This window comes from Pacificimonas pallii (genome assembly GCF_019204005.1).
GTDB classification, from domain to species: domain Bacteria; phylum Pseudomonadota; class Alphaproteobacteria; order Sphingomonadales; family Sphingomonadaceae; genus Pacificimonas; species Pacificimonas pallii.
Genome location: NZ_JAGSPA010000002.1, coordinates 314,564 through 340,077, shown reverse-complemented (window position 1 = coordinate 340,077; position 25,514 = coordinate 314,564). Strand labels below are relative to the sequence as shown.

23 protein-coding genes are annotated in these 25,514 nt (G+C 60.3%); 12 read left to right on the top strand and 11 right to left on the bottom strand.

Annotated features, from left to right (window positions below; genetic code table 11):
- Positions 1–88 precede the first annotated feature (88 nt).
- The gene (locus KCG44_RS06750; RefSeq protein ID WP_218445125.1) at positions 89–736 is read left to right on the top strand and encodes a hypothetical protein; all 648 of its coding nucleotides are present in this window, start codon (positions 89–91) and stop codon (positions 734–736) included.
- A gap of 248 nt (positions 737–984) precedes the next feature.
- A complete protein-coding gene (locus tag KCG44_RS06745) occupies positions 985–1,698 on the top strand; it encodes a hypothetical protein (protein ID WP_218445124.1) in 714 nt (237 codons plus the stop codon).
- A gap of 52 nt (positions 1,699–1,750) precedes the next feature.
- Here the strand turns inward: KCG44_RS06745 and KCG44_RS06740 are convergent, their stop codons facing one another.
- On the bottom strand, positions 1,751–2,185 hold the full coding sequence (locus tag KCG44_RS06740; RefSeq protein ID WP_218445122.1) for a hypothetical protein: 435 nt from the start codon (positions 2,183–2,185) through the stop codon (positions 1,751–1,753).
- Between the two features lie 355 nt (positions 2,186–2,540).
- On the opposite strand from KCG44_RS06740, the gene KCG44_RS06735 reads away from it, so the two are divergent.
- Positions 2,541–3,611 (top strand): succinylglutamate desuccinylase/aspartoacylase family protein, encoded by a 1,071-nt coding sequence (locus KCG44_RS06735; RefSeq protein ID WP_255536385.1) that lies wholly within the window; start codon positions 2,541–2,543, stop codon positions 3,609–3,611.
- Positions 3,612–3,725: 114 nt separating this feature from the next.
- On the opposite strand, the gene KCG44_RS06730 is transcribed toward KCG44_RS06735, so the two are convergent.
- On the bottom strand, positions 3,726–4,445 hold the full coding sequence (locus KCG44_RS06730) for a helix-turn-helix domain-containing protein (RefSeq protein ID WP_218445121.1): 720 nt from the start codon (positions 4,443–4,445) through the stop codon (positions 3,726–3,728).
- A 180-nt stretch (positions 4,446–4,625) separates the two neighbouring features.
- On the opposite strand from KCG44_RS06730, the gene creD reads away from it, so the two are divergent.
- Positions 4,626–5,948: a cell envelope integrity protein CreD gene (gene creD / locus KCG44_RS06725; RefSeq protein ID WP_218445120.1), complete on the top strand. Its 1,323-nt coding sequence runs from the start codon at positions 4,626–4,628 to the stop codon at positions 5,946–5,948.
- 113 nt (positions 5,949–6,061) lie between these two features.
- Here creD and KCG44_RS06720 read toward each other — a convergent pair whose 3' ends face one another.
- From KCG44_RS06720 to KCG44_RS06710, 3 genes are read right to left on the bottom strand one after another with little or no spacing between them, the layout of a single operon-like run.
- A complete protein-coding gene (locus tag KCG44_RS06720) occupies positions 6,062–6,916 on the bottom strand; it encodes an ABC transporter six-transmembrane domain-containing protein (RefSeq protein WP_218445119.1) in 855 nt (284 codons plus the stop codon).
- Positions 6,913–7,980 carry an alpha/beta hydrolase family protein gene (locus KCG44_RS06715; protein ID WP_218445118.1) on the bottom strand — a complete coding sequence of 356 codons (1,068 nt, stop codon included), beginning with the start codon at positions 7,978–7,980 and terminating at the stop codon, positions 6,913–6,915. The genes KCG44_RS06720 and KCG44_RS06715 overlap by 4 nt, the downstream gene beginning before the upstream one ends.
- A 1-nt stretch (position 7,981) precedes the next feature.
- Positions 7,982–8,587 (bottom strand): TetR/AcrR family transcriptional regulator, encoded by a 606-nt coding sequence (locus KCG44_RS06710; RefSeq protein WP_218445117.1) that lies wholly within the window; start codon positions 8,585–8,587, stop codon positions 7,982–7,984.
- 151 nt (positions 8,588–8,738) lie between these two features.
- On the opposite strand from KCG44_RS06710, the gene KCG44_RS06705 reads away from it, so the two are divergent.
- Both KCG44_RS06705 and KCG44_RS06700 read left to right on the top strand, forming a co-directional pair.
- Entirely contained in the window at positions 8,739–9,614 is an 876-nt protein-coding gene (locus tag KCG44_RS06705; protein WP_218445116.1) for a sterol desaturase family protein, read from the top strand.
- A 355-nt stretch (positions 9,615–9,969) separates the two neighbouring features.
- Complete coding sequence (locus KCG44_RS06700; protein ID WP_218445115.1) at positions 9,970–10,800, top strand: sterol desaturase family protein; 831 nt, start codon at positions 9,970–9,972, stop codon at positions 10,798–10,800.
- Positions 10,801–10,870: 70 nt separating this feature from the next.
- On the opposite strand, the gene KCG44_RS06695 is transcribed toward KCG44_RS06700, so the two are convergent.
- Positions 10,871–12,775, bottom strand: coding sequence for a S9 family peptidase (locus KCG44_RS06695; RefSeq protein ID WP_218445114.1), 1,905 nt, complete (start codon positions 12,773–12,775; stop codon positions 10,871–10,873).
- A gap of 177 nt (positions 12,776–12,952) precedes the next feature.
- Positions 12,953–13,516 carry a translation initiation factor IF-3 gene (gene infC / locus KCG44_RS06690; RefSeq protein ID WP_439651441.1) on the bottom strand — a complete coding sequence of 188 codons (564 nt, stop codon included), beginning with the start codon at positions 13,514–13,516 and terminating at the stop codon, positions 12,953–12,955.
- Between the two features lie 322 nt (positions 13,517–13,838).
- Here infC and KCG44_RS06685 point away from each other — a divergent pair, with 322 nt between their 5' ends.
- Positions 13,839–14,267: a GNAT family N-acetyltransferase gene (locus KCG44_RS06685; RefSeq protein ID WP_218445113.1), complete on the top strand. Its 429-nt coding sequence runs from the start codon at positions 13,839–13,841 to the stop codon at positions 14,265–14,267.
- A gap of 282 nt (positions 14,268–14,549) precedes the next feature.
- Here the strand turns inward: KCG44_RS06685 and KCG44_RS06680 are convergent, their stop codons facing one another.
- From KCG44_RS06680 to KCG44_RS06670, 3 genes are all read right to left on the bottom strand, one after another.
- Positions 14,550–15,419: a 4-(cytidine 5'-diphospho)-2-C-methyl-D-erythritol kinase gene (locus tag KCG44_RS06680; RefSeq protein WP_369411941.1), complete on the bottom strand. Its 870-nt coding sequence runs from the start codon at positions 15,417–15,419 to the stop codon at positions 14,550–14,552.
- A 10-nt stretch (positions 15,420–15,429) separates the two neighbouring features.
- Complete coding sequence (locus tag KCG44_RS06675; RefSeq protein ID WP_218445111.1) at positions 15,430–17,175, bottom strand: tetratricopeptide repeat protein; 1,746 nt, start codon at positions 17,173–17,175, stop codon at positions 15,430–15,432.
- A 76-nt stretch (positions 17,176–17,251) separates the two neighbouring features.
- A complete protein-coding gene (locus KCG44_RS06670) occupies positions 17,252–18,886 on the bottom strand; it encodes an electron transfer flavoprotein-ubiquinone oxidoreductase (RefSeq protein WP_218445646.1) in 1,635 nt (544 codons plus the stop codon).
- Positions 18,887–19,002: 116 nt separating this feature from the next.
- Here KCG44_RS06670 and KCG44_RS06665 point away from each other — a divergent pair, with 116 nt between their 5' ends.
- Both KCG44_RS06665 and KCG44_RS06660 read left to right on the top strand, forming a co-directional pair.
- Positions 19,003–19,797, top strand: a complete 795-nt coding sequence (locus tag KCG44_RS06665; protein ID WP_218445110.1) for a uracil-DNA glycosylase — start codon at positions 19,003–19,005, stop codon at positions 19,795–19,797.
- Positions 19,798–19,910: 113 nt separating this feature from the next.
- Positions 19,911–20,861 carry an SGNH/GDSL hydrolase family protein gene (locus KCG44_RS06660; RefSeq protein WP_218445109.1) on the top strand — a complete coding sequence of 317 codons (951 nt, stop codon included), beginning with the start codon at positions 19,911–19,913 and terminating at the stop codon, positions 20,859–20,861.
- A 913-nt stretch (positions 20,862–21,774) separates the two neighbouring features.
- On the opposite strand, the gene KCG44_RS06655 is transcribed toward KCG44_RS06660, so the two are convergent.
- Positions 21,775–23,586, bottom strand: a complete 1,812-nt coding sequence (locus KCG44_RS06655; RefSeq protein WP_218445107.1) for a methyl-accepting chemotaxis protein — start codon at positions 23,584–23,586, stop codon at positions 21,775–21,777.
- A gap of 436 nt (positions 23,587–24,022) precedes the next feature.
- On the opposite strand from KCG44_RS06655, the gene KCG44_RS06650 reads away from it, so the two are divergent.
- Genes KCG44_RS06650 through KCG44_RS06640 form a run of 3 tightly spaced genes read left to right on the top strand, consistent with a single transcriptional unit; the run spans position 24,023 to position 25,262 of the window.
- Positions 24,023–24,388: a beta-barrel domain-containing protein gene (locus KCG44_RS06650; protein ID WP_255536427.1), complete on the top strand. Its 366-nt coding sequence runs from the start codon at positions 24,023–24,025 to the stop codon at positions 24,386–24,388.
- A complete protein-coding gene (locus KCG44_RS06645) occupies positions 24,388–24,789 on the top strand; it encodes an SEL1-like repeat protein (RefSeq protein ID WP_218445105.1) in 402 nt (133 codons plus the stop codon). Before KCG44_RS06650 ends, KCG44_RS06645 begins: the two co-directional genes overlap by 1 nt.
- Complete coding sequence (locus tag KCG44_RS06640) at positions 24,786–25,262, top strand: hypothetical protein (protein ID WP_218445104.1); 477 nt, start codon at positions 24,786–24,788, stop codon at positions 25,260–25,262. The genes KCG44_RS06645 and KCG44_RS06640 overlap by 4 nt, the downstream gene beginning before the upstream one ends.
- The last annotated feature ends 252 nt before the right edge of the window (positions 25,263–25,514 follow it).

Genomic DNA, 25,514 nt, shown 5'->3' with positions numbered 1-25,514 from the left:
TATTCGTTCCATCATGTCATACGGGCCGGTTCTTCTTTCGATAAGGACCGGCCTTTATTTGTTACTTCATTTTTTCATAGGGACGTTTATGGTTCATGCGACCGGTTATGGCAATGATTATATACTGTCCTTGGCGAATTCCGTTGTCACGGAAGAATTTATGGGCATGTCATATCTGGTGTTTCGCGAAGAATTTAATAGATATCTATCGCTTTTTCTTATGATGTTGATTACCTCTGGTCGCAATCTTCCCAAGGTAAATTCCGCTCATTTTTTCTTTATGGGTATGGCTTTTGGTACTTATGAAAGATATGGATATTATTTGTTGAACAATAATATATATGACAACAGTCCTTCCCTGGCTTATACCGTGACGGTCATTATCTTGTCCATTCTAACGCATGGCATTCTCAGTCTGGGGGGATTCCATGCCCTGGTTCGTTTCCGAAAAAGAAAATATATAATTTATGGGGTACTTGTCTTCATTTTCTGTGCGTTCGTTCATATCTGTTATAATGTAACTCCGGTATTTTTTATGGAGAAACTATCTCCATATTTTCATGAAGAAGGCGGTTTTTTACCTGCATATATGCCTATAGCTAACGCTATCGTGGCGGCGAGAATTGCGATCTCCATCACTCTCTTTTTTATCTTGGGTGTTTTGCTGTTCAGATTTCCACCTCGCCGCCTGCCCCGACAAGGACGGCGATCGCGACTGATTCGACGAGAAACTTGAAGGCCATTCGAGCGATAGTGTACGCGACTTGTGGAAATCAAATCACGTCATAGAAACCAGCCCGCTGCGAGCAGGGGCAGCGCATTAACCAAGGCTGGGATGATTTCTGGGCAGGATTGAGAGAGGGTTTTGAAAGCGCAGAAGAATGGCTGGAGGAAAAGTACCAGCAATGGTTCAACAACTCCGGTGGTTCTGGAGATCATGACAATGATGAAGATGACATGCAGAATGGTGAGGGCTAAACCCTGATGGGATATTCCGGGAATATTCGTTCCATCATGTCATACGGGCCGGTTCTTCTTTTGATAAGAACCGGCCTTCACTTGTTCATAGAGACGTGCTTAGCGGTATTTTTGATACTATCTACCGGTTATGGCAATGATTATATACTGACCTTGGCGAATTCCGTTGTCACGGAAGAATTCATGGGCACGTCATATCTGGCGTTTCGCGAGGAGTTCACTAGATATCTATCGCTTTTTCTCATGATGTTGATTACCTCTGGTCGGGGCCTTCCCAAGGTAAATGCCGCTCACTTTTTCTTCATGGGCATGGCTTTTGGTGCTCACGAAAGATATGTATATTATTTATCGAACAATAATATATATGACAACAGTCCTTCCCTGGCTTATACCGTGACGGTCATTATTTTGTCCATTCTAACGCATGGTATTCTTAGTCTGGGGGCATTCCATGCTCTGGTTCGTTTCCGAAAAAGAAAATATATAATTTATGGGGTGCTTGTCTTCATTTTTTGTGCATTCGTTCATACTTGCTATAATGTGACGCCTGTCTTTTTTGTTGAAAAATTTTCTCCCTATCTTCATGAAGAAGGAGGTTTTTTGCCCGCATATCTACATATAGGTAACGCTATATTGGGGGCCAGAATTTCAATCTCCATCTCTCTCTTTTTTATCCTGGGTGTTTTGCTGTTCAAATTTCCACCTCGCTCGTCCTCGTAGGATTTTCAAAGATTATAGCGACGCTATACCTAATTCATCACTTCGCCCATCATCAAACATCGTTCCCAAAAGCCCCCGCCGCCCATTCCCGCCGCGCGTCGCGGATCTTCTGTTTCAGCACATCCGCTTGGGTCTGCCAGGCCTGTTGATGTGCGGCTGACCAGCTCGCCCCGACGGCGCGCGCCAGTTCCTTCACGGTCATGTCGATAAATGCATCATATTCGGCGATCGGCAGCGGGCCGTAGGCGCGGTGCGTGAAGACAATGTCCGCGATCTGCGGCCAGACCCAGTCCGCCCCCTCCGCCAGCCCCAGCATAATCTGCAGCGTCTCGTCCGTCATGCGGATGGAAGAAGCCTGCGGCACCAGAAACGCTGCGCGCCGTTTCGGGAACGCCTTGAAAAAGCGGGTGAACAGCGGCTCCCTGATCTCCCACCCCGCCTCCGCCGCGGCGGCAAGGCTCTCGGTCATCAGATCGGCGGCATTCATGCTACCGGACCTTGCCGATATCGCGCCCCGCAGACAATCCTGTCAAATCGGCATTCGAAGGGGGGGAGAAGGGGGTAAACGCATCCGCCCGCATTCATCGCTGTCCTACACCCCGCCCCTTGCGATAGTCTGTCGGCAGACAGGATAAGGAGGGCTTTGGGAATGACGATCCACGCCGCCGCGGCGCAGGGCACGGATATGGGCGGACGCGCGAAGGCAGGCGGCGGCGGGCGCGCATCGCCCGTCTGCCAAATCCGCGCACATAGTGTGAAGCTGGTGTGAAGCTGGCCCATGACCATTTCGCACCCGTCCCGCCGCACTGGCCTTCTGCGCCTCATCCCCTTAACCGCTTGTCATGACCATGGAACAACGCGCCGCCAGCGGTAAAAAGGCATCGCCCTTCACTTTTCAGGACACCGACGTCCGCCCCGGCACATCGCAGGCTTTCGACGTCCCGATCAGCGTCATGTCGTCGGGCAGCGCGGTCGGGATGCCGGTCCATGTCCTGCACGGCCGCCGCCCCGGCCCGGTCCTGTTCGTCAGCGCGGCCATTCACGGCGACGAGATCACCGGCGTGGAAATCGTCCGCCGCCTCATGAGGAAAGTCTCGCCCGCATCGCTGGCCGGGACGCTGATCTGCGTGCCGATCGTGAACGTCTACGGCTTTATCGGGCACAGCCGCTACCTGCCGGACCGCCGCGACCTCAACCGCAGTTTTCCGGGATCGCCAAACGGATCGCTGGCGTCGCAGCTCGCGAACATCTTCCATACCGAGATCATTCAGCGCGCGGATTTCGGCATCGACCTGCACAGCGCCGCCGTCCACCGCCACAATCTGCCGCAAATCCGCGTCAGCGCCGGTGCCGGGCGCGCCGCTGCGCTGGCGGCGGCGTTCGGCGCGCCCGCCATCATCACGTCGAAGCTGCGCGATCAGTCGCTGCGCAAGGTGGCGGCGGATTCCGGCGTGGAAATGCTGCTATACGAGGCGGGCGAGGGTCTGCGCTTCGACGAACTCAGCATCCGCGTCGGCGTGCGCGGGGTGATGCGCGTCATGGCGGCGATGGACATGCTGGCGGCGAAGCGGCTGAAGACACCCCTGCCCGCCCCTGCCCGCGCCACGCAGTCATCCTGGCTGCGCGCGCCGCGCGGCGGCATCTGCGTGATGAAGGTCAGGGCGGGCGATACCGTTCACGAAGGCGACACCGTCGCCCTCGTCACCGACCCCGCCGGTACAGACGAAATGGCCGTCCACAGCCCCGTCGACGGCGTCATCATCGGCATCGCGACGCTCCCCATCGTCAACCAGGGCGACGCCCTGATGCACATCGCCGAGGTCAAAGCCTTCCACACGGTCGGCGACCGCATTACCGAAAACACCGAAGACCTCCTCGCCGAAATCATGCCCGACGAAGATGAACTGCTGTAGATTTGTGGCGCTGGGAGAATGTTAATCGGCGCTGCATGCGCCCGGGCCGAAAGAAGTCGGGAAGACTGGCGCATATCGCCGCGGCGATCGTCACGCGCCGGCACCATCTGCACCCTAGGTCAGCATACGGGCATAATCCTCCGTCAGGACCCGGTCGAGTTCCCGCCGGTAGTCGTCGAACCGTGCCTGTCCCGCCGATACCCGGCCAAGGACTGGCTCGCCCTCGCCCTCACCCAGACGCAGCAGCGCCAGCGGCATGGTCACCGGCATCAGGGCCGCGCCCTTTCCGACCTGCAGTGTGGTCAGGACACCGTAAAGGCTGCCGCCGCGCGCCGGACGCCCCAGGATGACCAGGCGATATTGCCCCAGCTCATTGGTCACCAGATAGATGTGGCCGGAAAGGGCTGAGACGCCCACATTGCCCGCCTGGCTGAATTCGGCGTCCACCCGGTCCCATTCGCGGAATGTCAGATGCCCGCGGTCCTCGTCCCAGCCGATGGTCAGGCCGTGCGCGTAGACCGCGCCTTTCTCACCCGCGGACGGGCGCAGCATGACATAGCGCGCCTCCAGCCACCCGACCGCCGCCCGGGAATAGGCGCCCAGATGATCTGGGGCCTGTCCGGCCGCCGCCGCCGCAGGGTCTTCCCCGCGGCCGCGCAGTGATACGCCGAGCGCATCCTCGATGCGCACGAGCGTCGCGAAGGTGAATCGCCGCCGCCCGCTCAGCACCTTTTCCAGCGTCGACAGGCTGATCCGCGCCCGGTCGGCCAGCCATTGCCGCGACTTGCGGTGACGCGCCAGTTCCAGGCGTATGCGCTCCGCGATCGGCCCCATATCCTCGGTGATGCCCGGTCTCCCTCTAAGGCCGTACAAATGCGCACATAAGCCCACCTGCCCGCACCCTGCAAGCGCCTGGCGTGCGCACGCCGCGGGCGGTTGGCGAACATCGCCGCTGGCATGCCGGGCAGGGAATGCCCGAAGCTGAGCACCATCACCATGGAAGGAAGATGATGTATGACAGAGCAGACCGTTGCAGCGCCCGATCTTGGCCGCCGCCTTTTCAAAATTGGCCTCATCGCCGCCGCCCTCGCCATTCTGATGTTCTTCGTTCACCTGATCATCTGGGAGCGGCAAAGCACCGCGCAGCAGGTCGAAAACGACATCGCGCGCAGTTGGGGTGGGCTGCAGGTCGTGCAGACCCCGTTCATGGTCGTACCTTATTCGGAGCGCCGGACGCGGGATGTGAAGCAGGCGGATGGCACGTTCGTCGCGCAGTCCTATCTCGTGACCCGCTATCTGCACCTGGCCGCGCAGGATGTACGGATAAACGCCGTTCTGGACCCCCAAATCAAGCGGCGTTCGCTCTTTGACGTGCCGGTATACACCGCCGCCGTCGACACGGACGTGCGCTGGTCGGGAGAACTGCCGGCCTCCCTGAAACTGGACGCGGACGGAGTCCGCTGGAACGAGGCCCGCATCGTGTTTCGCGTGGCGGAGCCGCGCAGTCTTGCCCGTATCCCGCTTGTCACCATCGATGGACGTCCGGTGGATGTGGAACCCGGATTTCCGGGAACCGACAAGGCGGAGGGGTTTCTCAGCGCGCCCATGGGCCTGACCGACGCGCCCGCCGCCGACATCGGGGTGAATGTCGCGCTGGCGGTGAAGGGCAGCAGGCAAATCGGCTTTTCCGCCACCGGCCGCAACGTCACCGCGTCGGTGTCCAGCACATGGCCGCATCCCAGCTTTCGGAATATCGCGCCCGCGGCGGCGACCATCTCAGAGGATGGCTTCACCGCCAGCTGGAGCGCATCGAACCTCTCCACAGGTACACGGCTCGCTTATATGCGCCATGACCGGATCGACATGCGCGCGCAGGAAATCGCGAGCGTCGCCCTTGTCGAGCCCGTCGACCTCTATGGGCAGCTCGGCCGCGCGGTGAAGTACGGCGTCCTGTTCATCGCGCTCACCTTCACCGCATATTTCCTGTTCGACGTCATCGGCGGCCGCGCGATGCCGCTTCTGGGCTACGGCCTGGTCGGTCTTGCCCTGGTGCAGTTCTTCCTGCTGCTGACATCGCTATCGGAGCACATATCCCTGCTCCCGGCCTATGTTCTGGCCGCGGGTATATTGACGGCGATGATCACGCTTTACACCGCCGCCGTCACCGGAAACCGCGGACGCGCCGCGCTGCTCGGGGGCATCATCGCGATACTGTACGCGGGTATGTACGCCCTTCTGGGCCTTGAGGAATCCGCGCTCCTGGTCGGCAGCGTCATGCTGCTCGCGGCCCTCGCCGCCCTCATGTACGCCACCCGAAATATCGGGCAGGAGATATAGCGGTCGTCTTTCCGGGAAAGCCGGCGCGCCTTCCCGGAAACATGCATGTCGGATCCTGCGGTCTTTTTTCAGGATGATGACGATCAGGGCAAGCACCCGGAGTTTGGGAAGCGTCAGGCCAAAGAATTGATCCGCCTTGATATCTCCGACAGCCGCGACCATCCCTGCAGGGTGACCGGAAGCGCGAGCGCTGAGTCCACAAATTCCCACGAATAGGCGACGATGGAGAAGATCGCGCCGGTCGTGATGGGCAAAGCCGTGGCCGCATACCAGAGGTTGAACACCACGAGGCCCAGAAGAATGATGAATATTGCGCCGTAAAGGATGGACTCCGTGTCGGACAGACGGATCTCGATCCTGCGCAGATGCGACAGGTGTGAAAGCAGCCGATGCGGCTCGCGGATATCGATAATGCGGACCTGGCGTTCGATTTGCTGGTTCAGACGCCCATTCAGCCGGTAGAACCGGTGATGGAACAGGACGTAGATCAGCAGCATCGCGATAACGGCCACCGCGCCGGCCAAAGCCAGCATCGGGCCGAACGCATATAATAAGGCGATTGAGACCACGAGCTGGACCAGCGCCGCCATCACCAGCGGCAGATCGTTTTCGAGAAAATCGACCAGTTCGCGCCCCATGCCAAGACGAGCGTTCAGCGTAGAGACCGGCAGTTCCGGCGAACGGGCCACCTGCGCTTTTCCCGCCTCGACCCGCACAGTGCCGAACACGCGGGTATCATAGGCGCGGCGAGCGACGCTGACCCCGATCAGGGCTGCCAGCACCAGAACAAGTCGCCACAGCGCCGCCATGTTCTGGGCCAGCAAGCCGTCAATGGCGAACCCGATGAAAAGCGGGACAAAGGCGGTAAGGGCCGTCTCGAACAGGGTCAGCACCCATGTCAGACCGATACGACGCCAGAAACTGCTCAGGAGCACCGGAATCGTGATCGGGCCATCCTTCAGGATCACGGCATGTCTTGGGACGCGGCGACAATCCAGTCCGTCACCGTTTCAAGAACATCGCCCTGATAGGCATTGCGGCCCGACAGAACGAATCTTGCCTGTGCCGTAAGGGGCCATTGATCGGGGCGTTGATAATTGTACCACCTTGCCGAAAACAGGGAGTGGGTCGCATCCGGCACGACGCGGAACCGGCTGAGCGGATGCCCCCCTTCCCGTATCGATCTATAGGTGGATACCGTTTCCTGAGGGTCCGCGTTCAGATCCTCTGCCCCTGACAGCACCAGCACGGGCAGAGGCAGTCCGGCAATATCGCTACGGGCGTCCTCATTGTGGTTCAGCCGGGCGAAACCGAACCTGTCTTCGGAAAGGACTTGTTCTGCCGAACGACCGGCGGCGCGTTCGGCAGAAAAATATTCCTGATAAGTCGCATCGCTTTCGAACCAGGCACGGCTCGCCGCCGCCTGCCTGGAGATTTCCGCTGCGATTTCCTCAGGCGTCCGGCCTTCGCGCGTCAGCCTCATTGTCGCATAGTAGCGGCCCTGATCCTGCCAATCGATCGCCCCGCCCATCAGGACCAGAAATGCCGCATCGTCGGTGCGCGCAGGCACACGCGGCAAGACCCAGCCCGCTTGAGAAAACCCCAGCAAACCAATGCGTCTATGTTCATAACCCGGCATCCGCCGAAGCGCTTTAAGAGCGGCAACCGTTTCATCGGCACGGTCCTGCATGGACTGATGAAGCCAGTTGCCCGTGGACGCGCCCACGCCGGGCTTGTCCCAGCTGAACACCGAAATCCCCTCGTCCAGCAGCGTGTTGACGAGCGGTAGATAGCCACTGCCGGACCAGCGGTCCTGTGGCCCGTCACCGTGGACCAGAAGCACGACCGGGCCATCTTCCGAGGCGGTTATCAGCGTTCCTTCCAACGCGTTGCCACCTTGGGAGAACGACACGGTCTGCCGTTCGCCCTGCGAAAGTTCGAAATCGGCAATGCGTGAAAAAGCGAGGATTATCACGGAACCGATCACCACCAGAACCGCAAGACCGATGGCGGCGAGAGTCAGGCGGCGCATATCAGTTCCCTTCCAGCGCCAAGGCGCGGCGCACGAACGAAATCAGCGCTTTCGTGTCGCGTTTTCCAGGCTTTTCCCCGGTCAGCCCGACACGCAAGGCAGACCCTTCAATGGTGTCGAGGATCAGAGCCGCTTGCGCCGGTGCCTGCGTTTCCCGCCACCCGCAGCCTGTAATAAGCGTTGCCAGCGTATCGACCAGCAGCGCCCGACTGCCGCTGAAAAGCGCGTCAATCGCGGGATTGCGCAGGGCCTCCGATGTGATCTCGACCGTCAGCACCGCCGATATTGGATCGGCGCAGTAAAGGAAGTAGCTTTCAACGAAACTATCGATGGCGTCATGCGCATCGGCGCACCGCGCAACCTGTGTCACCACATCTGCCAGATCCGCCGTTTCGATCCTCGCGATTTCGGCGATCAGATCGTCACGTCCCGGAAAATGATTATAGAGGTTTCCGACGCTGACCCCCGCTTTCTTGGCGATGTCACGCATTCCCGTGCGGGCGATGCCCTGTTCGACGAAGCAGGCGATTGCGGTCTCGATCAGCAGCGCACGGCGCGCCCTCGTCGTCGCATCGCGTCTGGTCCGCTTCGGTTCGCCATCTTCCATGTTGACCTCTTTCTCCAAATCTGCGCATTTAGTTTAAATGAACGAACGAACGTTCACCGGCGTGATAGCAGGACTATGGAATGATGGAAACGCACAAATATAATTATTCCGGCCCCTCTCCCTTAATTCTGCTACCGTTGGGAGGCTTGTTATGACCGTTGAGGCGCTTCTTCGCCTTTTTGAGACATCGTCGCTGCTGACGATTATCGGCACGATTTTCCTGATAAATCTCGCCCTGACGATCGGTGAGGTGATTCTCGACCTGGTCACGCATAAGGAGCGCCGATGGAAGGATACGGCTGCCAATTGCGCGATCTTCGTGGTTGGTCAGGTTCTGGAAGGAACCGTTTTCGCTTCCATCGGCATTATCGGCCTGCTCCCTGTATACTGGTTGATTCCCTGGGAAATTCCGATGACGTGGTGGACATGGGTGCTGGCGTTCATCGCGGCCGACTTCACCTATTACTGGCTGCACCGGATGGAGCACGAACATCGCATTCTCTGGGCCAGCCACTCGGTCCACCATTCTTCGGAGGATTATAATCTGACAGTCGGTTTCCGCCTGAGCTGGGTCGAGGGCCTGTTTGAGTGGATATTCCTGATCCCGATGATCCTGCTGGGGTTCAATCCGTTTCAGGCGGTCATCGGCCTGATCCTCGTGGCCCAGTATCAGCATTGGGTTCATACCGAACAAATCCGCAAACTGGGCTGGCTCGACGACGTGTTCAACACACCATCCGTCCACCGGGTCCATCACGGATCGAATCGCAAATATCTCGACAAGAATTACGGCGGCGTACTGATCATCTGGGACAAGCTGTTCGGTACATTCCAGCGGGAGGAAGATGAGGTCATTTATGGCCTGACCGAAAACATCGACAGCAACAATCCGGTCACCATCAACTTCATTGAATACCGCAATGTCCTGCGCGACATGCGCAAGTGCCGAACATGGGGCGACCGGTTGCGCATCTGTTTCGGGCGATTGTCTTGGCGACCGGCCTATTTCAAGCCGGACGATGCGTGATGGATGACAGCCGCGTTTCCTGTCATTGCGGAACCCCGTTTATGGCGCAATGAGTTGAACGCAAATTCTGGATTTTGTTAACAAGGAAGTATCCATGATTTAACTGAAGCAAGTGCGACAAGGCTGAGGTAGTATTCCATGGTTTTGTCGTTATCAAATGGAGAGTTTTGGCCGCTCAATAGTTGTGGCTTCATGGCCAAGATTCGTCTCATTTCCGACCGCGACCGATTGTAGACATGACCCAGCATATCATTTGCAGTTTCGAAAATTGCGCCGCGCGGCGCCTGCGCCGTCGGCGGTTACACCCGTCTTTTTCACGGTACTACCCGGGCACGGCCCTGCTAGGCAGGGACATATGAACGCAATCACGGCACAGACGGAGCGGCAGCCCCGCGGGACCGGCTGGCAAAGGCTGGGCGCGGCCCTCGTTCTGGGCGGCGCGGCGGCGGCGCTTGCCTACGCCCTGAAATCCGAGGACAGGCGGCCCCTGCGCAGACCGCGGCTGCGGCGCGAGGGGCGGCAGTTGACCAATATCGCGCTCGGCATCGGCAGCATGCTCGCCTCGTCGCTGGTGCAGAAACATGGTCTGCGGCCGCTGCTTTACCATGACGCCGGACGGTACGGCCTGGTCCGGCACCTGCCCCGCGGTCTGCGGGCGCCGGCTGCGTTCCTGCTGCTCGACTGGGCGATGTACTGGTGGCACCGGGCCACGCACGAGATTGATGGCCTGTGGCGGCTGCACCGCGTGCATCATGTGGATCTCGACCTCGATATGTCGACCGCCGTCCGTTTCCATGCCGCCGACCAGCTTGTGTCCGCGCCGATGCGCGCGGCGATGATCGTCATCATCGGCCCCGATGCCAGAACGGATGCGCGCTGGAACGGCTGGTTCCTTGCCAATGTCTTGTTTCACCATGCCAATATCCGCCTGCCGCTGGCGTGGGAGCGCGGTCTTGCGGCGGTTCTGACAACGCCGCGCATGCACGGCATTCATCACATGGCCCGCCGCGATGCGACCGACAGCAACTGGTCGAGCGGGTTCAGTTTATGGGACAGGATACACGGCAGCTTCCGGCTGGACATTCCGGCCGACGCGATCCGCATAGGCGTTGCGGGCTATCCGGACGATCTCATCGCCGCAAAGGCGCTCGCCTTGCCGCTGCGCAGCACCGAAGCGGACTGGTAGCGGCACATGCCCCCGCGCCCGAACCAAACCGGCAAAGAAGAAGTCGGGAGAGCTGCTCCAGGCCCCCCGCTTAAAGATGCTCCGCAAAGAAGCTGACGATCTCGGTTGTTGATCGCACGCGATTTTCTTCCTTGCGCCAGCCATGCCCTTCGTCGGGGAACAGCGTGTATTTCACATCCACACCGCGCGCCTGCAGCGACGCGACGATCTGCTCCGCCTCGACGACGGGAACATTGGTATCATTCGCGCCGTGCTGCACCAGCAGGGGCGTCGTGATCCGGTCGAGCTTGTGGATTGGCGACAGCGCGCGCAGCATGTCCGCTTCGGTCGCCGGGTCGCCATATTCCGTCGTCGAAATCGCCGCCATCCATGGCTCCGTCTCGCGAAAGAAACTTTCGAAATTGACGATGCCGAACAGATTCACACCCGCCGCGAACATGTCCGGGAACTCCGTTACACCGGCCATCACCATATAACCGCCATAGCTGCCGCCCATGATGCCGAGACGCTCCGGGTCGGCGATGCCTATCTCGACAAGCGCATTCGTCGTCGATTCGATATCGCGCACGCCGTCCACGCGTTTGCCGCGGTCATCCATCGCCATGAACGCCTTGCCAAAACCGCTCGAGCCGCGGACATTCGGAGCGAACACCGCAATCCCGCTCGCCGCCAGCGCCTGAATCGCCGCGTAGGATGTTGGACGCGCCTGTCCCTCCGGCCCGCCATGATAGCTGAATACCAGCGGCATGGGACCTTCCAGGCCTGCCGGACGATACAGCCAGCCTGACAGCTCCAGCCCGTCATGCGCCTGATAGGTGATCAGTTCAGGGCGAACGAGCGCCGCCAGATCCACACCGTCATGCGCGCTTTGCGTCAGCCGCCGTACAGAGGCGTCCGCCACGGTGACGGCATAGATGTCCGTTGGCCGGTTTGCCGCCGATGCGGAAATCAGCAGTGTCGACGCATCTGCCGAGAAATCATTGAGGCCGATCGTGTCGACCTCCAGCCCTTCGACGGTCCGCGACGTCCCGGTCGCCGCATCGCGCAGGACCAGCTCGCTACGTCCGCCCGCATTCCAGAGCAGCGCCATGGTCGTCCCGTCGTCCGATAGCAGCATATTCTCCGCGACCGCATCGTCCCGCACCGCGAAATAGGTGATACCGCCCTCACCCGGTCCGGATAGCGGCACGGACCCAAAGGCATGCCGGTCGCGTCCGACGTTCGAAAGCAGATACGCAGTCTCGCCGTCCGCCGCGATCGCACCGGCCCAGCTTTCCGCCTTGCCGTCATGCGGCGTCAGCAGGGCCTCCGCACCGCTGTTCACGTCAATGGCGTAAAGATTGCTGTCGCCGCGCCCAAGCAGGCGGGCCGCCAGCACGACATCGCCGCGCTCGTCCGTTATCCAGTTCAGGCCTTTATTGCTGACCAGCGGCCGCCAGTCTCCCGTCGCCACGTCAATCAGTCCGGCATCGCGGGCGCCCGCATTGTCCCGGTTGCTGTCGATCAGCAGCGCAGAGCCGTCGTCGCTCCAGCCTGCCAGTCCATTATTGTCATTCCCGCCCAGCGTCAGCAGCCGCGCGTCGCCCCACGCCCCGTCCGAACCGGCATCCTCCTCGATGACGTAGATCTGCGTATTCAGCCCGCCGCCCGGCGCGACCGAATAGGCCAGTCGGCTGCCCGTAGGCGACCAGTGCACATTACCGATGGGGTCGCCAAGGTCGGTGATCTGCACGCTCTTGCCGGTCGCCAGCGTTGTCACCCATATTTGCGGGCTGCCGCTTTCACTGCTGAGATAGGCAATCCGCGTGCCATCGGGAGAAAAACGCGCGCCATAAGCCCGGTCCATCCGCGCCAGCGCGTCCACCGTTTCGGCAACCGATGCCAAATCCGGGGGCGGCGCGGCATTCACGGCTGAACAGGCCGCGCCTGCCGAAAAGACAATCGCCGCCGCGGCGGCCAGATATGAATGGCGCATGATGAGTCTCCCGATAGATCCTGTCGGAAGCGTTAATATATTCTCATCGACGACACCATGCCGACACGCAAACGCCGCGCCGAACCCGGCTCAGCGCGAATGCGGATCGGCGCGGCGCCGGTTTTGCAGCAGACGGCACCGCCGGGCGCAGGATGTGCCCCGCGCCCACCGGGTGAATCAGGCCTGACCCTTGGGCTTTGGCGCCAACACCATCAGCATCTGGCGGCCTTCCAGGCGCGGATAGGCCTCGACCTTCGCGGTCTCCGCCATGTCTTCCTGCACACGATTGAGCAGCTCCATGCCCAGCTGCTGGTGCGCCATTTCGCGGCCGCGGAAACGCAGCGTGACCTTTACCTTGTCGCCGTCATCGATGAACTCGTTCACCTTCTTCATCTTGACCATATAATCATGGTCATCGATGTTCGGGCGCATCTTTATCTCTTTGATTTCCTGACGTTTCTGTTTCTTTTTCGCAGCATTCGCCTTTTTCTGGGCCTCGAACTTGAATTTGCCGACATCCAGGAATTTTGCCACGGGCGGGTCGGCATTCGGGCTGACGACCACCAGGTCCAGTCCGGCCTCCTTTGCCTGATCTATCGCTTCCTTCGTGTAGAGGACGCCCAGATTTTCGCCTTCATCGTCAATCACCCGGACCTTCGGTTCCTGGATGAATTCGTTATAGCGCGGTCCCTGGAATGGCGGGGGCGTGGGCCCGCGCCGTGGGGAAAGAGGCGGTCGGATAATCAGGTCTCCATTATTGTTGATCGAGTCTTTTACGAACGGAACAATGTAAGGGATACCGAGAGGTTCGTCACCCCCGGGGTGAGCGATTTTGGTGAGCCCGGCATTGGCTGGCAAAAGCCGCGCCGCCCACACGTCTTGTCAAACCGGCTGAAGCAGAGGCTGGGGCGCGTGTGATGAACGGCCAAAAAGCCACTTCCTCCACATTCACGTGAAAAGCGAAACGCAGGCTCCAAACAGCTTCGCCCCCTACTGGCTCCCTCCGGTTTTCAAAGTCCGTAAAACGATCTACGCTGAGGGCTGAAGCTATGAGAAACCTGTCATGAAAATCGAGATTGATTGCAATCCCTCCACCGCTGATTCGGATGTGCTTAGTCAGGGAATCATGAATTTTAACAAGCTGATGATCCAGGACCTTGAGCCGATGGAAGCGGAAAAACGGTTTTACGTCTTCGCAAGGGACGATGATGGAGAGGTTTGCGGCGGAATTCGCGCGACATGCTACTGGAACACGTTGCACATCGAGCTTCTGTGGCTTGCCGAGAAAGCGCGGGGTGGCGGTGCGGGCCGGGCGCTGATCCATCGTGCCGAAGAATATGCGCGCGAACACGACTGCGCCAATGCGCTGGTCGAAACGACAAGCTGGCAGGCAAAGCCGTTCTACGAGAAAAACGGTTATAAACATATGGCCACCCTGGAGGGCCGGCCGAAAGGACAGGCGTCCCATTATTTGTCCAAGACTTTGGCTTGACGAAACCCCCGGCCGCATAGGTGATCGGCGGCCGGTTTGCGGAACCGCAAGACTGGGCCGGGGCATTTACATGATACAGGCCTCGAACCAGTCCCAGCGCCCCTTCAGGACGTCAGGACGACCCTGCCAGGTTGCATGCAATTTTTTTGCGCATCACACCCCGTCGCCGGAATACACACGCGCAAATCCGCCGAAAAAGCAGTCCATGTCGGCCGCCTTCACCAGCATGGACTCTGAATCACAGCGCACATCGCGTGGGAATTTCTCGCCAATTCAGATTGGTCAAACACCGCTCTCGGCGCGAAGTTTTGTGGCGAGCGTCCACCAACCGTCCTGCGCGGCGCATATATGGGCCTCCGCCCGGTCCCGCCAGATCTTGTCCTCAAACAGCGCAAAGCAGGTCGCGCCCGATCCCGACATCCGTACAAGCGCGGTCCCGGCACACGCGCCAAGCGTCTCCAGGACCTGCGCGATCTCCGGCACCTGCGCACGCGCAGGCGGCATCAGGTCGTTACGTCCTGACGCCGCAACAAAAAGGGCATCGCCCGTCGCAAGCGGGCCGCGATCGCGCCTGTCCCAGCCGCGAAACACGTCCGCTGTCGACACGCCGATAAGCGGATTGACCAGCAGGACCGGTACGCCTGCCAGCGCATCCATGCCCGGGTCGCGCCGCAGCTTTTCGCCAATGCCTTCGCCGCGCAGCGCATGGCTGTGCACGCAGGCCGGAATGTCCGCCCCGAGCGGCAGCGCCAGTTCCGCCAGTCGCGCAGCGGGCCAGTCCAGCCGCCACATCCGGTTCAACAGCCGCAGCGTCGCCGCCGCATCGGCAGACCCTCCACCAATGCCGCTTGCGACCGGCAGGCGCTTGTCCAGCGTCAACGCCGCGCCGCCGACATATCCGCTCGCGTCTTTCAAAGCCTGGGCCGCGCGCAGAACCAAATTATCGCCGCCGCCGTCCAATCCCGCCGCGAATGGCCCCGTCAGGGACAGGGTGACCGCATCGGCGGGTGCTGCCTGCAACACGTCGCCATCATCGCAAAAGGCGAACAGCGTCTCGATATCGTGATATCCATCATCCCGCCGCCGCCTGACATGCAGGGCAAGGTTGATCTTGGCGAAGCCGGTTTCCGACCAGCGCGCGTCCGCGGTCACGCCCGCGCGCTCACGATTCCGGCTGGCCCTCGGCGGCGGCCGACCTCGCATTCGTGGCCATCTTCACGCCGCGGTCGTAACCATAGGCCAGTTTGGCCTCGATAGCCGCCGTCTGTTCATCGCTCGGTTCACCCTCCAGCGCCGCGCGCCAGCGAAAGCGCGCTTCAATGTGCCGCCCGACCTGCCAATAGGCATCACCCAGATGATCATTGATCGTGGCGTCGCCCGGCACACGCGCAATGGCCTTCTCCAGCGTCTCGACAGCCTTGGCATAGTCGCCGACCTGATAATGTGCCCAGCCCAGCGAGTCGGTGATGTGCCCGTCATTCGGCTCCAGTGCATGCGCCTTTTCGATCAGCTCGATGGCCTCTTCCTGCTTCACACCGCGGTCCAGCAGCGTATAGCCAAGGTAATTCAGAATGACCGCCTGTTCCGGCGCAATGTCCATCGCCTCGCGCAGTGCCACCTCCGCCGCCTGCCAGTCGCCGCGCTGTTCTTCCGATGCCCCGATCAGGAACAGCGTCTGCCAGCGCAGCACATCATTCTCGACGCCGGCTTCCAGTGCCTGCCGATAGCGTTGAATCGCCTCGCTGTACCGCTCGGCGCGCTGATAGGCGTCGCCCAGCTGCACGAAATCCTGTGCCCGCGCGCCGGGTGCCGCCGCGGCGGCCTTCAGCATATCGAGCGCGTCATCATCGCGGTCCATCGCGATCAGCAGCGCGGCTTCCTGCGCCCGCGCCGTACCGGATGACGGATCGTCTTCACCAACCTGCCGCGCGGCGGCCAGCGCACTTTCATATTGCTCCGCCCGCGCCAGATTTTGCGATACCATCAGCCAGCCCGCCGCTTCGTCAGGGTCGAGCCACGTAGCGATGCGCGCAAAGGTCAGCGCGACCGGGACGCTCCGCTGGCGCGACAGGTCACTCGATATTCTCAGCAGCAGCGTGGCAATACCCGTGCGCGCGTTTCCCGGCGCGTGACGCAGCCGCTTGCGGTCGCTCAGATCAGCACGCGCCGCCAGTATCACGGGCGTCACCTGCGCCGCTTCCAGGATCGCACCGGCCTCGCCGTCCTTGCCATCCTTCTGCAAGGCCTGCGCCAGCGCCAGGCGGATGCGCACATTGCCGCCTTCGTCGTCGACGATCAGGGGGCGGTAGGCGGCAATCGCTTCGTTCCTGCGGCCGGTCGCCAGCGCGACATGTCCGCGATGCTCTTCCCAATAGCTTTTCGCCAGGCCACTGGGTGGTTCCCCGGCCAGCGCTTCGCGCGCCTCCCGCTTTTTCCCCCGCGCCACCAGCGCCCAGGCCTCGGCGACGGGTGCCACCAAAGACCCAAATCCCGTACCCTTCAGCCCTTCGACCCGGGACGCCATTTCGTCCCAGTCGCGCCGCTTCAGCGCATCCGTCGCAAGTAGCGTTGCAATCGCGCTGTCAAATCCGGATTCCTCGCCCAATTGCCGCGCCGCGCTGACGGCAAGCTCTTCATCGCCGGAAATGACCGCCAGTTCAAAGGCTTGTTGCAGCAAGCCCTTGTCATCCGGCGAACGGCTCAGCGCACCCTCGAACAGGTCCGCCGCCCTCGCCAGTTCACCTTCGGCGGCGGCATAGCGCCCCTGTACATAATCAGACAGGCCGCGCTCTTCCGCCGCGGCTGTTCCGCAAAGGCCTGCCGCCAGCATCGCGGCGCCAAGCACCAGCGGCCGCCTTATTTTCATAATTGCGATATTGGACGCCAGGGGACCAGCAGTGCGGGGCATATATCGATGTCTCCCAAAAGATACTTCTCATACGGCGATGACGCGGACGTCCCCCGCCCGCGCCCACCATCCGACCTCACATATTCGGGTAATTCGGGCCGCCGCCGCCTTCTGGCACAACCCAGTTAATGTTCTGGGTCGGATCCTTGATATCGCACGTCTTGCAGTGCACGCAGTTCTGCGCATTGATGACGAATTTCGGCTCGCCCTCTTCCTCGCCGACAACCTCATACACGCCCGCCGGGCAGTAACGCTGCGCAGGTTCGTCATATAGCGGCAGATTATAGGCGATCGGCACCGCCGGATCCTTCAGATGCAGATGCGCGGGCTGATCTTCCTCATGGTTCGTATTGGACTGGAAGACAGAGGACAGGCGGTCGAATGTCAGAACGCCATCGGGCTTCGGATATTCCGGCGCCCGGAAGTGCTCCGCGCGGCCCAGCTGTTCATGATCCGGCTTGTGTCCCATTGTGAAGGGCAGCCGGATGCCGACATGTTCCAGCCACATCGTCACCCCGGCCAGGCCCGTACCGACGACCTCGCCGAATTTCTTGACCAGCGGCACGGTGTTGCGGACCACCGACAGCTCTTCCTTCACCCAGCTCACGTCGTACAGTGTCTGATAGCCGGTCAGTTCATCATGCTGACGGCCCGCCATCACGGCTTCATAGGCCGCGTCGGCCGCCATCATGCCTGACTTCATGGCCGTATGGCTGCCCTTGATGCGCGGGACGTTCAGAAAACCAGCGGAACAGCCGATCAGCGCGCCGCCCGGGAAAGCGAGCTTCGGAACCGACTGCAACCCGCCATCATTGATCGCCCGCGCGCCGTAGGAGATGCGCTTGCCGCCCTCCAGAATCTCGGCAATCGCCGGATGCGTCTTCCATTTCTGCATTTCCTGAAACGGCGAGATATGCGGGTTCTTGTAATTCAGCCACGTCACGAAGCCGAGCGCGACCTGACCGTCCGCCTGATGATACAGGAAGCCGCCACCATTCGCATCGTCGAGCGGCCAGCCCTGCGTGTGGATGACCTTGCCCGGCTCGTGCTTTTCAGGATCGATGTCCCATAATTCCTTGACGCCGAGACCGTAAATCTGCGGCTCGCATTCACTGTCGAGCGAGAACATCCGTTTCAGCTGTTTCGACAGATGCCCGCGCACACCTTCCGCAAATAGTGTATATTTCGCGTGCAGCTCCATGCCGGGTTCATAGCGCGGCGATTTCTCGCCATCCTTGCCGATCCCGGATGCGCCGGTCGCCACGCCGCGCACGCTGCCATCCTGATTGAACAGCACCTCTGCGCCCGCAAAGCCGGGGAAAATCTCCACCTCCAGCGCTTCGGCCTTCTCGCCCAGCCAGCGGGTCATGTTGCCCAGGCTCAGCGTGTAGCAGCCCTCATTATTCATGAATGGCGGCATGAACAGATGCGGGAAATTGAACTTCATGCTTCTGGTCAGCACCCAGTGATGGTTTCCGTCCACCGGTACGGTCAGGGGATGACCGTCCTCTTCGCGCCATTGCGGCAATAGCTCGTCGAGCGCGCGCGGGTCGACGACGGCACCCGACAGAATATGCGCGCCGATTTCGGAACCCTTTTCCAGAACACAGACGGAAATCTCCTTGCCCGCCTCTGCCGCCTGCTGTTTCAGCCGGATCGCCGCTGACAGGCCAGCTGGTCCGCCGCCAACAATGACGACATCATATTCCATCGATTCGCGTTCTTCTTCACTCACGCTCAACATTCCCCTGGACTGAAAATCACTGGTTTCTCTAAGCGAAGTAGCAGGGTTTTGCCAGACGCGCCCCTGTCGCACATAAGGGGGAGATGCACCTGACCGCCCCACAAGCCGCCGCCGCCCTCCGCTGGCTCACCGACAGCGGTGTCGACGTGCTTGTCGGTGACAGGCCCGGCAACTGGCTGACGAAGCCGTCTCCTTTGCTAAAGACCCGCGTCGAACCGGCCCGTGCGCCCGCGCAGACATCAGCGCCGCCGCCCAGCCTGGGCACAGCGTCCACCGCGCCGATCGCCGCAGGGCGCACGTCCGCCCCGCCGCTCACCGCGCGCACATTGGAAGAGCTGCGCGCCGAGGCCGAGGCATACCCGCTTTCCATCCGCCGCCCGGGCCGCCCCTTCGTCTTCGCCGATGGCAATCCGGGTGCCGACCTGATGGTCATTGGCGAAGCGCCCGGCGCGCAGGAGGAACGTGAGGGCAAGCCCTTTGTCGGACCCGCGGGACAGCTCCTCGACCGCATGCTGTCGGCGATCGATCTCGACAGGTCAAAAGTCTACATCGCCAATCTCAGTCCATGGCGTCCGGCGCAAAACCGCACCCCCAGCATGCAGGAGGCGGCGGAGTGCCTTCCCCTCCTCCACCGCCACATCGCCATCGCGGGACCGAAGCTGATCCTCACCGTCGGCGGCACCAGCGCCAAAGCGCTGCTGCAAACCGAAACCGGTATCATGCGCCTGCGCGGCAAATGGCGGGATGTGGAAATCGAAGGCCAAACCTATGCGGTTCTGCCGACGTTCCACCCCGCTTTCCTGCTGCGCCAGCCCGAACAGAAGCGGCTCGCCTGGCTCGACCTTCTGGCATTCCGCGCGCGCGCTGCTCAGGGCTAGCAATTCCGCCTGCAATTCGTTCCGGAACGCAAACACAACGAATTGAACAGCTAGGCTGTCATCAAAACGTCATTTACCCTCCACGCAATTGTAATCTGGGGAGTAAGTGTATCATGAGCATCGCGAAATTAACCATTGCCATGGCGCTGGCGGCAACCGCCATTCCCGTCAGCGCAGCCGTCACGTCCTATACGGGACAATATGTGTTCGGTGACAGCCTGGTCGATGCCGGCAATATTTCGGTTGTCACTGGCGGAGCCGTCCCCGATCCCGCGCGCGGTTATTTCCAGGGACGTTTCACCAACGGCCCTGACTTCACCGACCTCCTCAACCAGAAGGTCTCAGGCAGTCTGACGACGGCATCGCTTCTCGGCGGCGACAATTATGCCTTTGGCGGTGCCCGCATCGTCGACAATAGCGGCTTTGCCGTGAACAGCGACATGATCCCCGATCTCGATGCCCAGGTCGGCACCTATTTGGCCGCGTCGGGCGGCGTCGCGGACGGCGACGCGCTCTACACGATCAACATGAGCGGCAATGACATCTTCGCCATCAGCCGCGGCCAGACCGGGCCGTTCACCGAAGACGAATATATCGCACTGGCGGCGCAGCGCGTCATCGCGAATATCGTCGCCCTTGACGGGGCGGGCGCGCGCAGCATCCTGTTGATGGGCGTCGCCGGCGCAGCGATCCCGCAAGCCTTCGCGCTTGAACAGCAGATCCTCACCGGCCTTGCCATGCAAAGCCTCGAGGCGGAAATCTTCAACTTCAGCTATTTCGAGTTCTTCAACACATTGCAAACCGATCCGGGTCAGTTCGGCTTGCCGGAGCAGCGGCTCGACGTGAACTGTTTCGACGTGCGCCCCGTGGTGAACGGAGAGGTCGACTGCACCGGCATCTTCTCGGTTGACGGAACGCATTTCAGCGCGCCGATCCACCGCGCCCTGTTCGATGAGACCAGCATCCTCGTCGGCCTGGCAGAGCAAGTCCCCGCCCCCGCCGCGCTCGGCCTCCTCGGCCTCGGCGTCCTTGCCGTCGGCATGCGCCGCCGCCGGGCCGCCTAACCGGGCCGCGGCACCGGCCGCAGCGTAAAACAAAAACGCGCGTTCACCTGGGGCTGGCGGCACATAAGCTGCCAGCCCCATTATTTTGCATGGCAGATGAAGTGCGATAATGTTCCATCATGCCCGCCGTCCCGCTCACCGACCACAGTTTGATCCCCGGCATACTGACGAACATCAGCAGCGATGCGGCGGGACAGGAGGCCGTCGCCCCCCTTATCCGATGAGGGTGTCTACACCGGCTGCGTCGCCCTCGACTGCGCGCGACCGGCGAAAACACCCGCAAAGCCGCCCAGACCGCCGCCCTGTGCCGCGCAATGTCGGCGGGCATGACGGCAACCGCGGAAATCAAAACAGACCAGCGCTTGATCATCGACTATTTCCTGTCGCCGATATCGAAGGCAACCAGTGAAGTGGGGAGGGAATGGTAGAAATGACATGGATGTCTAGTCTACAAAGGCGTAAAACCTAGGGCCCTGAAAAGAACCTTCACCTTGTTGAAGAAGGAACTGGCGGCCGTGAAGGTGTGATGACTTTTTCTTTGAGATATAAAGAAAAACTTCTTTCGGTGATAAGGGCAACCCAAACACCTGAGCGGTTTTTGAAATTTGATCCTAGGTCAAAATTCTCTGAGTTTCAGAAAGATCCGGTGATTTGGTGTACACTCAATAATCCAAATCTGAAAAAAGTTCATTAAGATGAAGAGATCAGCAAAATTGTTACAAAGGCGTTTTCTGCCTATAAACCTTATTTCGGCACCATTTCTGATCGACAAGAAGATCGAGTTATAGTGCTTTTTCAGGGAGTGGATTTTTAAAGGATCTACAAGCATCGCCCGATGATGGGTGAATGCGGCCGGGGAAAGGGTGGCGGGGCAATCGGTATGTTTGGGCGACTTGCCCCGCCGTTCCTGTGGTCAACCGGCCAGCTGCATCATCTGGTCGGTGTCATAATCGGCATCTCCGATTTCGGAGGCGCCACCCGTCTGATCTTTCTTGTCGACAGGCAGATATGCGACCGTTCCCGGTTCGTGGACGATGCGGAAATGGCCGATCTGCGTCAGCATGCCATTGACCTCGTCGACCAGGCTGCGTGCTGCTGCGGTTGCCTCCTCGACCATCGCGGCGTTCTGCTGCGTGACGCCGTCCATTTCGCCCACGGCGGTGTTGATCTGCTGAAGCCCGGTGGCCTGCTGTTCGGCGGATGTGGAGATCTCCCCGACCAGGCCATCGACTTCACCAATCCGCTCGAAGATCAGCCCCAGCGCGCGGCCGGTCTCTCCGACAAGCTTCACGCCCGACTTGACCTGCTGTGAAGACGCGGTGATCCGGGCCTTGACGTCGGTTGCCGCCTCGGCCGACCGCTGTGCCAGGGCACGGACTTCCGAAGCGACGACGGCAAAGCCCTTGCCGGCATCGCCTGCGCGCGCCGCCTCTACGCCCGCATTCAGCGCCAGCAAATTGGTCTGGAACGCGATGCCGTCGATGACCGAGATGATTTCGACGATTTCATTCGAAGTACGCTCGATGTCGCTCATCGCGTCGACCGTACGGCGTACGGTTTCACCGGACTGTTCGGCCTCATCCTTTGCGCTGCGCACCGCGACGTTCGCGCTCTTGGCACGCTCGGCGGTACTTGCGACCGTGGCCGTGATTTCGTCCATCGCCGCCGCCGTCTGCTCGAGCGATGCGGCCTGCTGCTCGGTCCGTTGGGACAGGTCGTCAGACGCCTGGCGAATGTCGTTCGCACCGTTGTTGATGCCGCTTGCCGCCTCTGTCACCTGCGTCAGCGTCTTTTGCAAAGACGCGGCCGTGTCGTTGAAGTCCTTCTGAAGGCGGGCATATTCGGCCGGGAATTCACCCTCTATCCGGCACGTCAAATCGCCGCTTGCCAATCCGGCCAGGCCGTTGGCCACCGCTTCGGTTGCCTGAGCGCCAGCGCGGGCCTTGACCTGCTCGGCATCGACGACCGCCTGACGGAAGCTCTCGACCGAGCGTGCGATCTCACCGATCTCGTCCCGCTGGTCGAGATGCGGTACGTCCGCCGTCCCATTGGCGTTGGCGAGTTCGCGGATCGTGACGGCCAGACGCTGAATAGGCGCGACGACCATGGTCAGAATGATGAAGAAGGATACGAAAAAGACAATCGCGGCGGCCACGACCAGACCGATGATGATATTGCGATTGGTTTTCGCGGACGCGGCTGCGGCTGTTCCTGTTGTCTCGGCAATTTCAAGCTGAAGCTCGACGAGCTTTCCGATCGAATCGGAAACAGGATCGATGCTTTCATAGAGTTTGTCGACGACGAAGGCGTCGAGTGCCCGGCGGTCGCCGCGCTTCAGGATCGCCTCAAGCTCCGCAACGCGGGTATTGGCGACCCGCATATTGGCCTCCGCCTCTTTGACAAGCTCCGCCTCCAGGCCTTCGATTTTCGTGGCCCGGTAGGATTCCCAATGCTGTTGAAGCGTTGCGGAGCCTTCCCGTACCTGTTTTGCGGACTCGGCAAAGCTCACATTGCCATTGCGCGCCTTGTGCGAGGCATCGACGATATCAACTGCGTATTTATCGGCGACAACCTTCAGATCGCGCATCGGTACGACGCGGTCCGCGAGTATCGTACTCAGCGAGCTGCTGCTGCTGTTCATTTCCCAGAATGATGTTCCGACCAGGGCGGCTATGGCCAGCGCAAGGGCAGAAAGGCAAGCGAAGAGTTTATTGCGAATGGTCATGCGATCCTCCAGTGAGGGTGCAATAGATTTGAGAAGTTAAAAAAGTTCTGATTTTTTCTCCGCTTTTTTACTTAAATGAGAAGGGGATCCGGCAGGCCGCAGGAAATTTCCCATAAAGTCTGAAGGGTATGCCAGTTCGGCGAAGCGCTGCCTGAGCCACACCTGGTGAACAGCGTAGTTAATTGACGAGAATAATCTCGCTGCGGCGACGGCGTAGCCGGGACTGACCACGGTGCGGGGGCGGCGCAATTGACCGCGCCGTTCGCCTGAGCGGTCCGGCAGATGCAACCGCCCGCCACCGGCGGCATTTTACGGTCCGCAGAGGCGCTAATTCCATTGCACCTGCCAGTGCGGCGCGCACCGGCGCCGGAGGCAGCGGCATTGGCCTGAACGCGTCAGCGAGTACGAAATCCCCTGACTTCACCGAAACAATGGGCTGGTCGCGGAGGTCATGCTATTGACTAGGGACGCTGGATTCGTGCGGAAGGGGCAGGAGGTGGCGGTCAAGCTGGAGGCGTTCCCGTTCACCGACCACGGCCTGATCCCTGGAACGCTGACGCGCATCATCCGTGACGCGGTGGAGCAGGAGAATGTCGGCCTGGTCTACACCGCCCGCGTCGCCCTCGACTGCGCACCGACCGGCGAAGACACACGCAAAGCCGCCCAGACCGCCGCCCTGTGCCGTGCAATGTCGGCGGGCATGACCGCAACGGCGGAGATCAAGACGGATCAGCTTCGGATCATCGACTATTTCTTTTCGCCAATATCGAAGGCGACAAGTGAAGCGGGGAGGGAGCGGTGATGCGCTTTTCAACGATTTTGTGCATGTCGCTGCTGATGTCCTGCGTATCCACGCAGTACCCAGGTATTCGTCTTACTGCGGTGCCTGTTTCGGAAACCGAAGCGGAATTGCAAAAGCTCGCGCGAAACGCTCAGGAGGGTTTTAAATGGGCGCAGCTGGAGCTTGGCAAACGCTACGAGGCTGGTGATGGCGTTCCCTGCGACTTGAGGGTCGCGCGGCGGCTTTATCAAGCTGCTGCGACGACGACCGGCGGGCGCACGCAGGTCTACGCGCCGGGGGGCGGCGACGTTCCGGGGCAAGTGCTGAGCGTCGACCAAGGGCCGAGGCAGGCTGGGCTGGAAGAGGCCGCCGAGCGATTGGCGCGGCTCGGCTGGAGATGTGAACGGGAACCGGTAGCATGATGACGACATCGCGCCACATATTAATACAGAGGTGTCTCAGCGGTGCGGCCATCGGGGGCGTCGCCCTTCTGCTGGGGTCCTGCGGCCCCTCCCTGGACGATTTGGAGCGCGCTTGCCGCGATGAAGCGCAGATCAACGTGGTCGATCCGGTTTTGTGGGAGGAATATAGGGCCGAACTTTGGAAAGAATCGCGTGATGAGTCTGATCGACCATATCCGCGGGTTCGATCTGCTTTGAGTGCTGAAGGCTTTCGGCGAAGGCTAGTCGTGCCAATGAGTATGGCTGATATCACAGAAACTAATATTATATTCGATGTTGTTATACAAATTTATAAAGAAGAAAAGACCGTCGCATTTATAATAAGTAAACAGGCCTCGTTAGATAGATTCGTTGGACCTATAAGTTATGACTGTGCTGTGCATTATCCAGAATATCATTGGAATAATATAAGGGAATACGAAGATGGCAGATAATAATCATCCCTATGCGCGAGATTATCAGTTTGGAGCCCGAGTCGCTGCGCTGTCATATAGCGCGTCTCAGTTTGTAGTCGGAGATACTGGGGTCGATCTGATTAACGTTATCAGAGAAGATGAAGGGCAAAATTACAGGGACACTATACCTAATACCATAATACCAGTCATCGCCCCTGCACGCCATATCTCATGTCAATCGTAAGCATGTCAGATGAAATCCCCTGTCGCCCGCCCGGCACATCTCCCTCT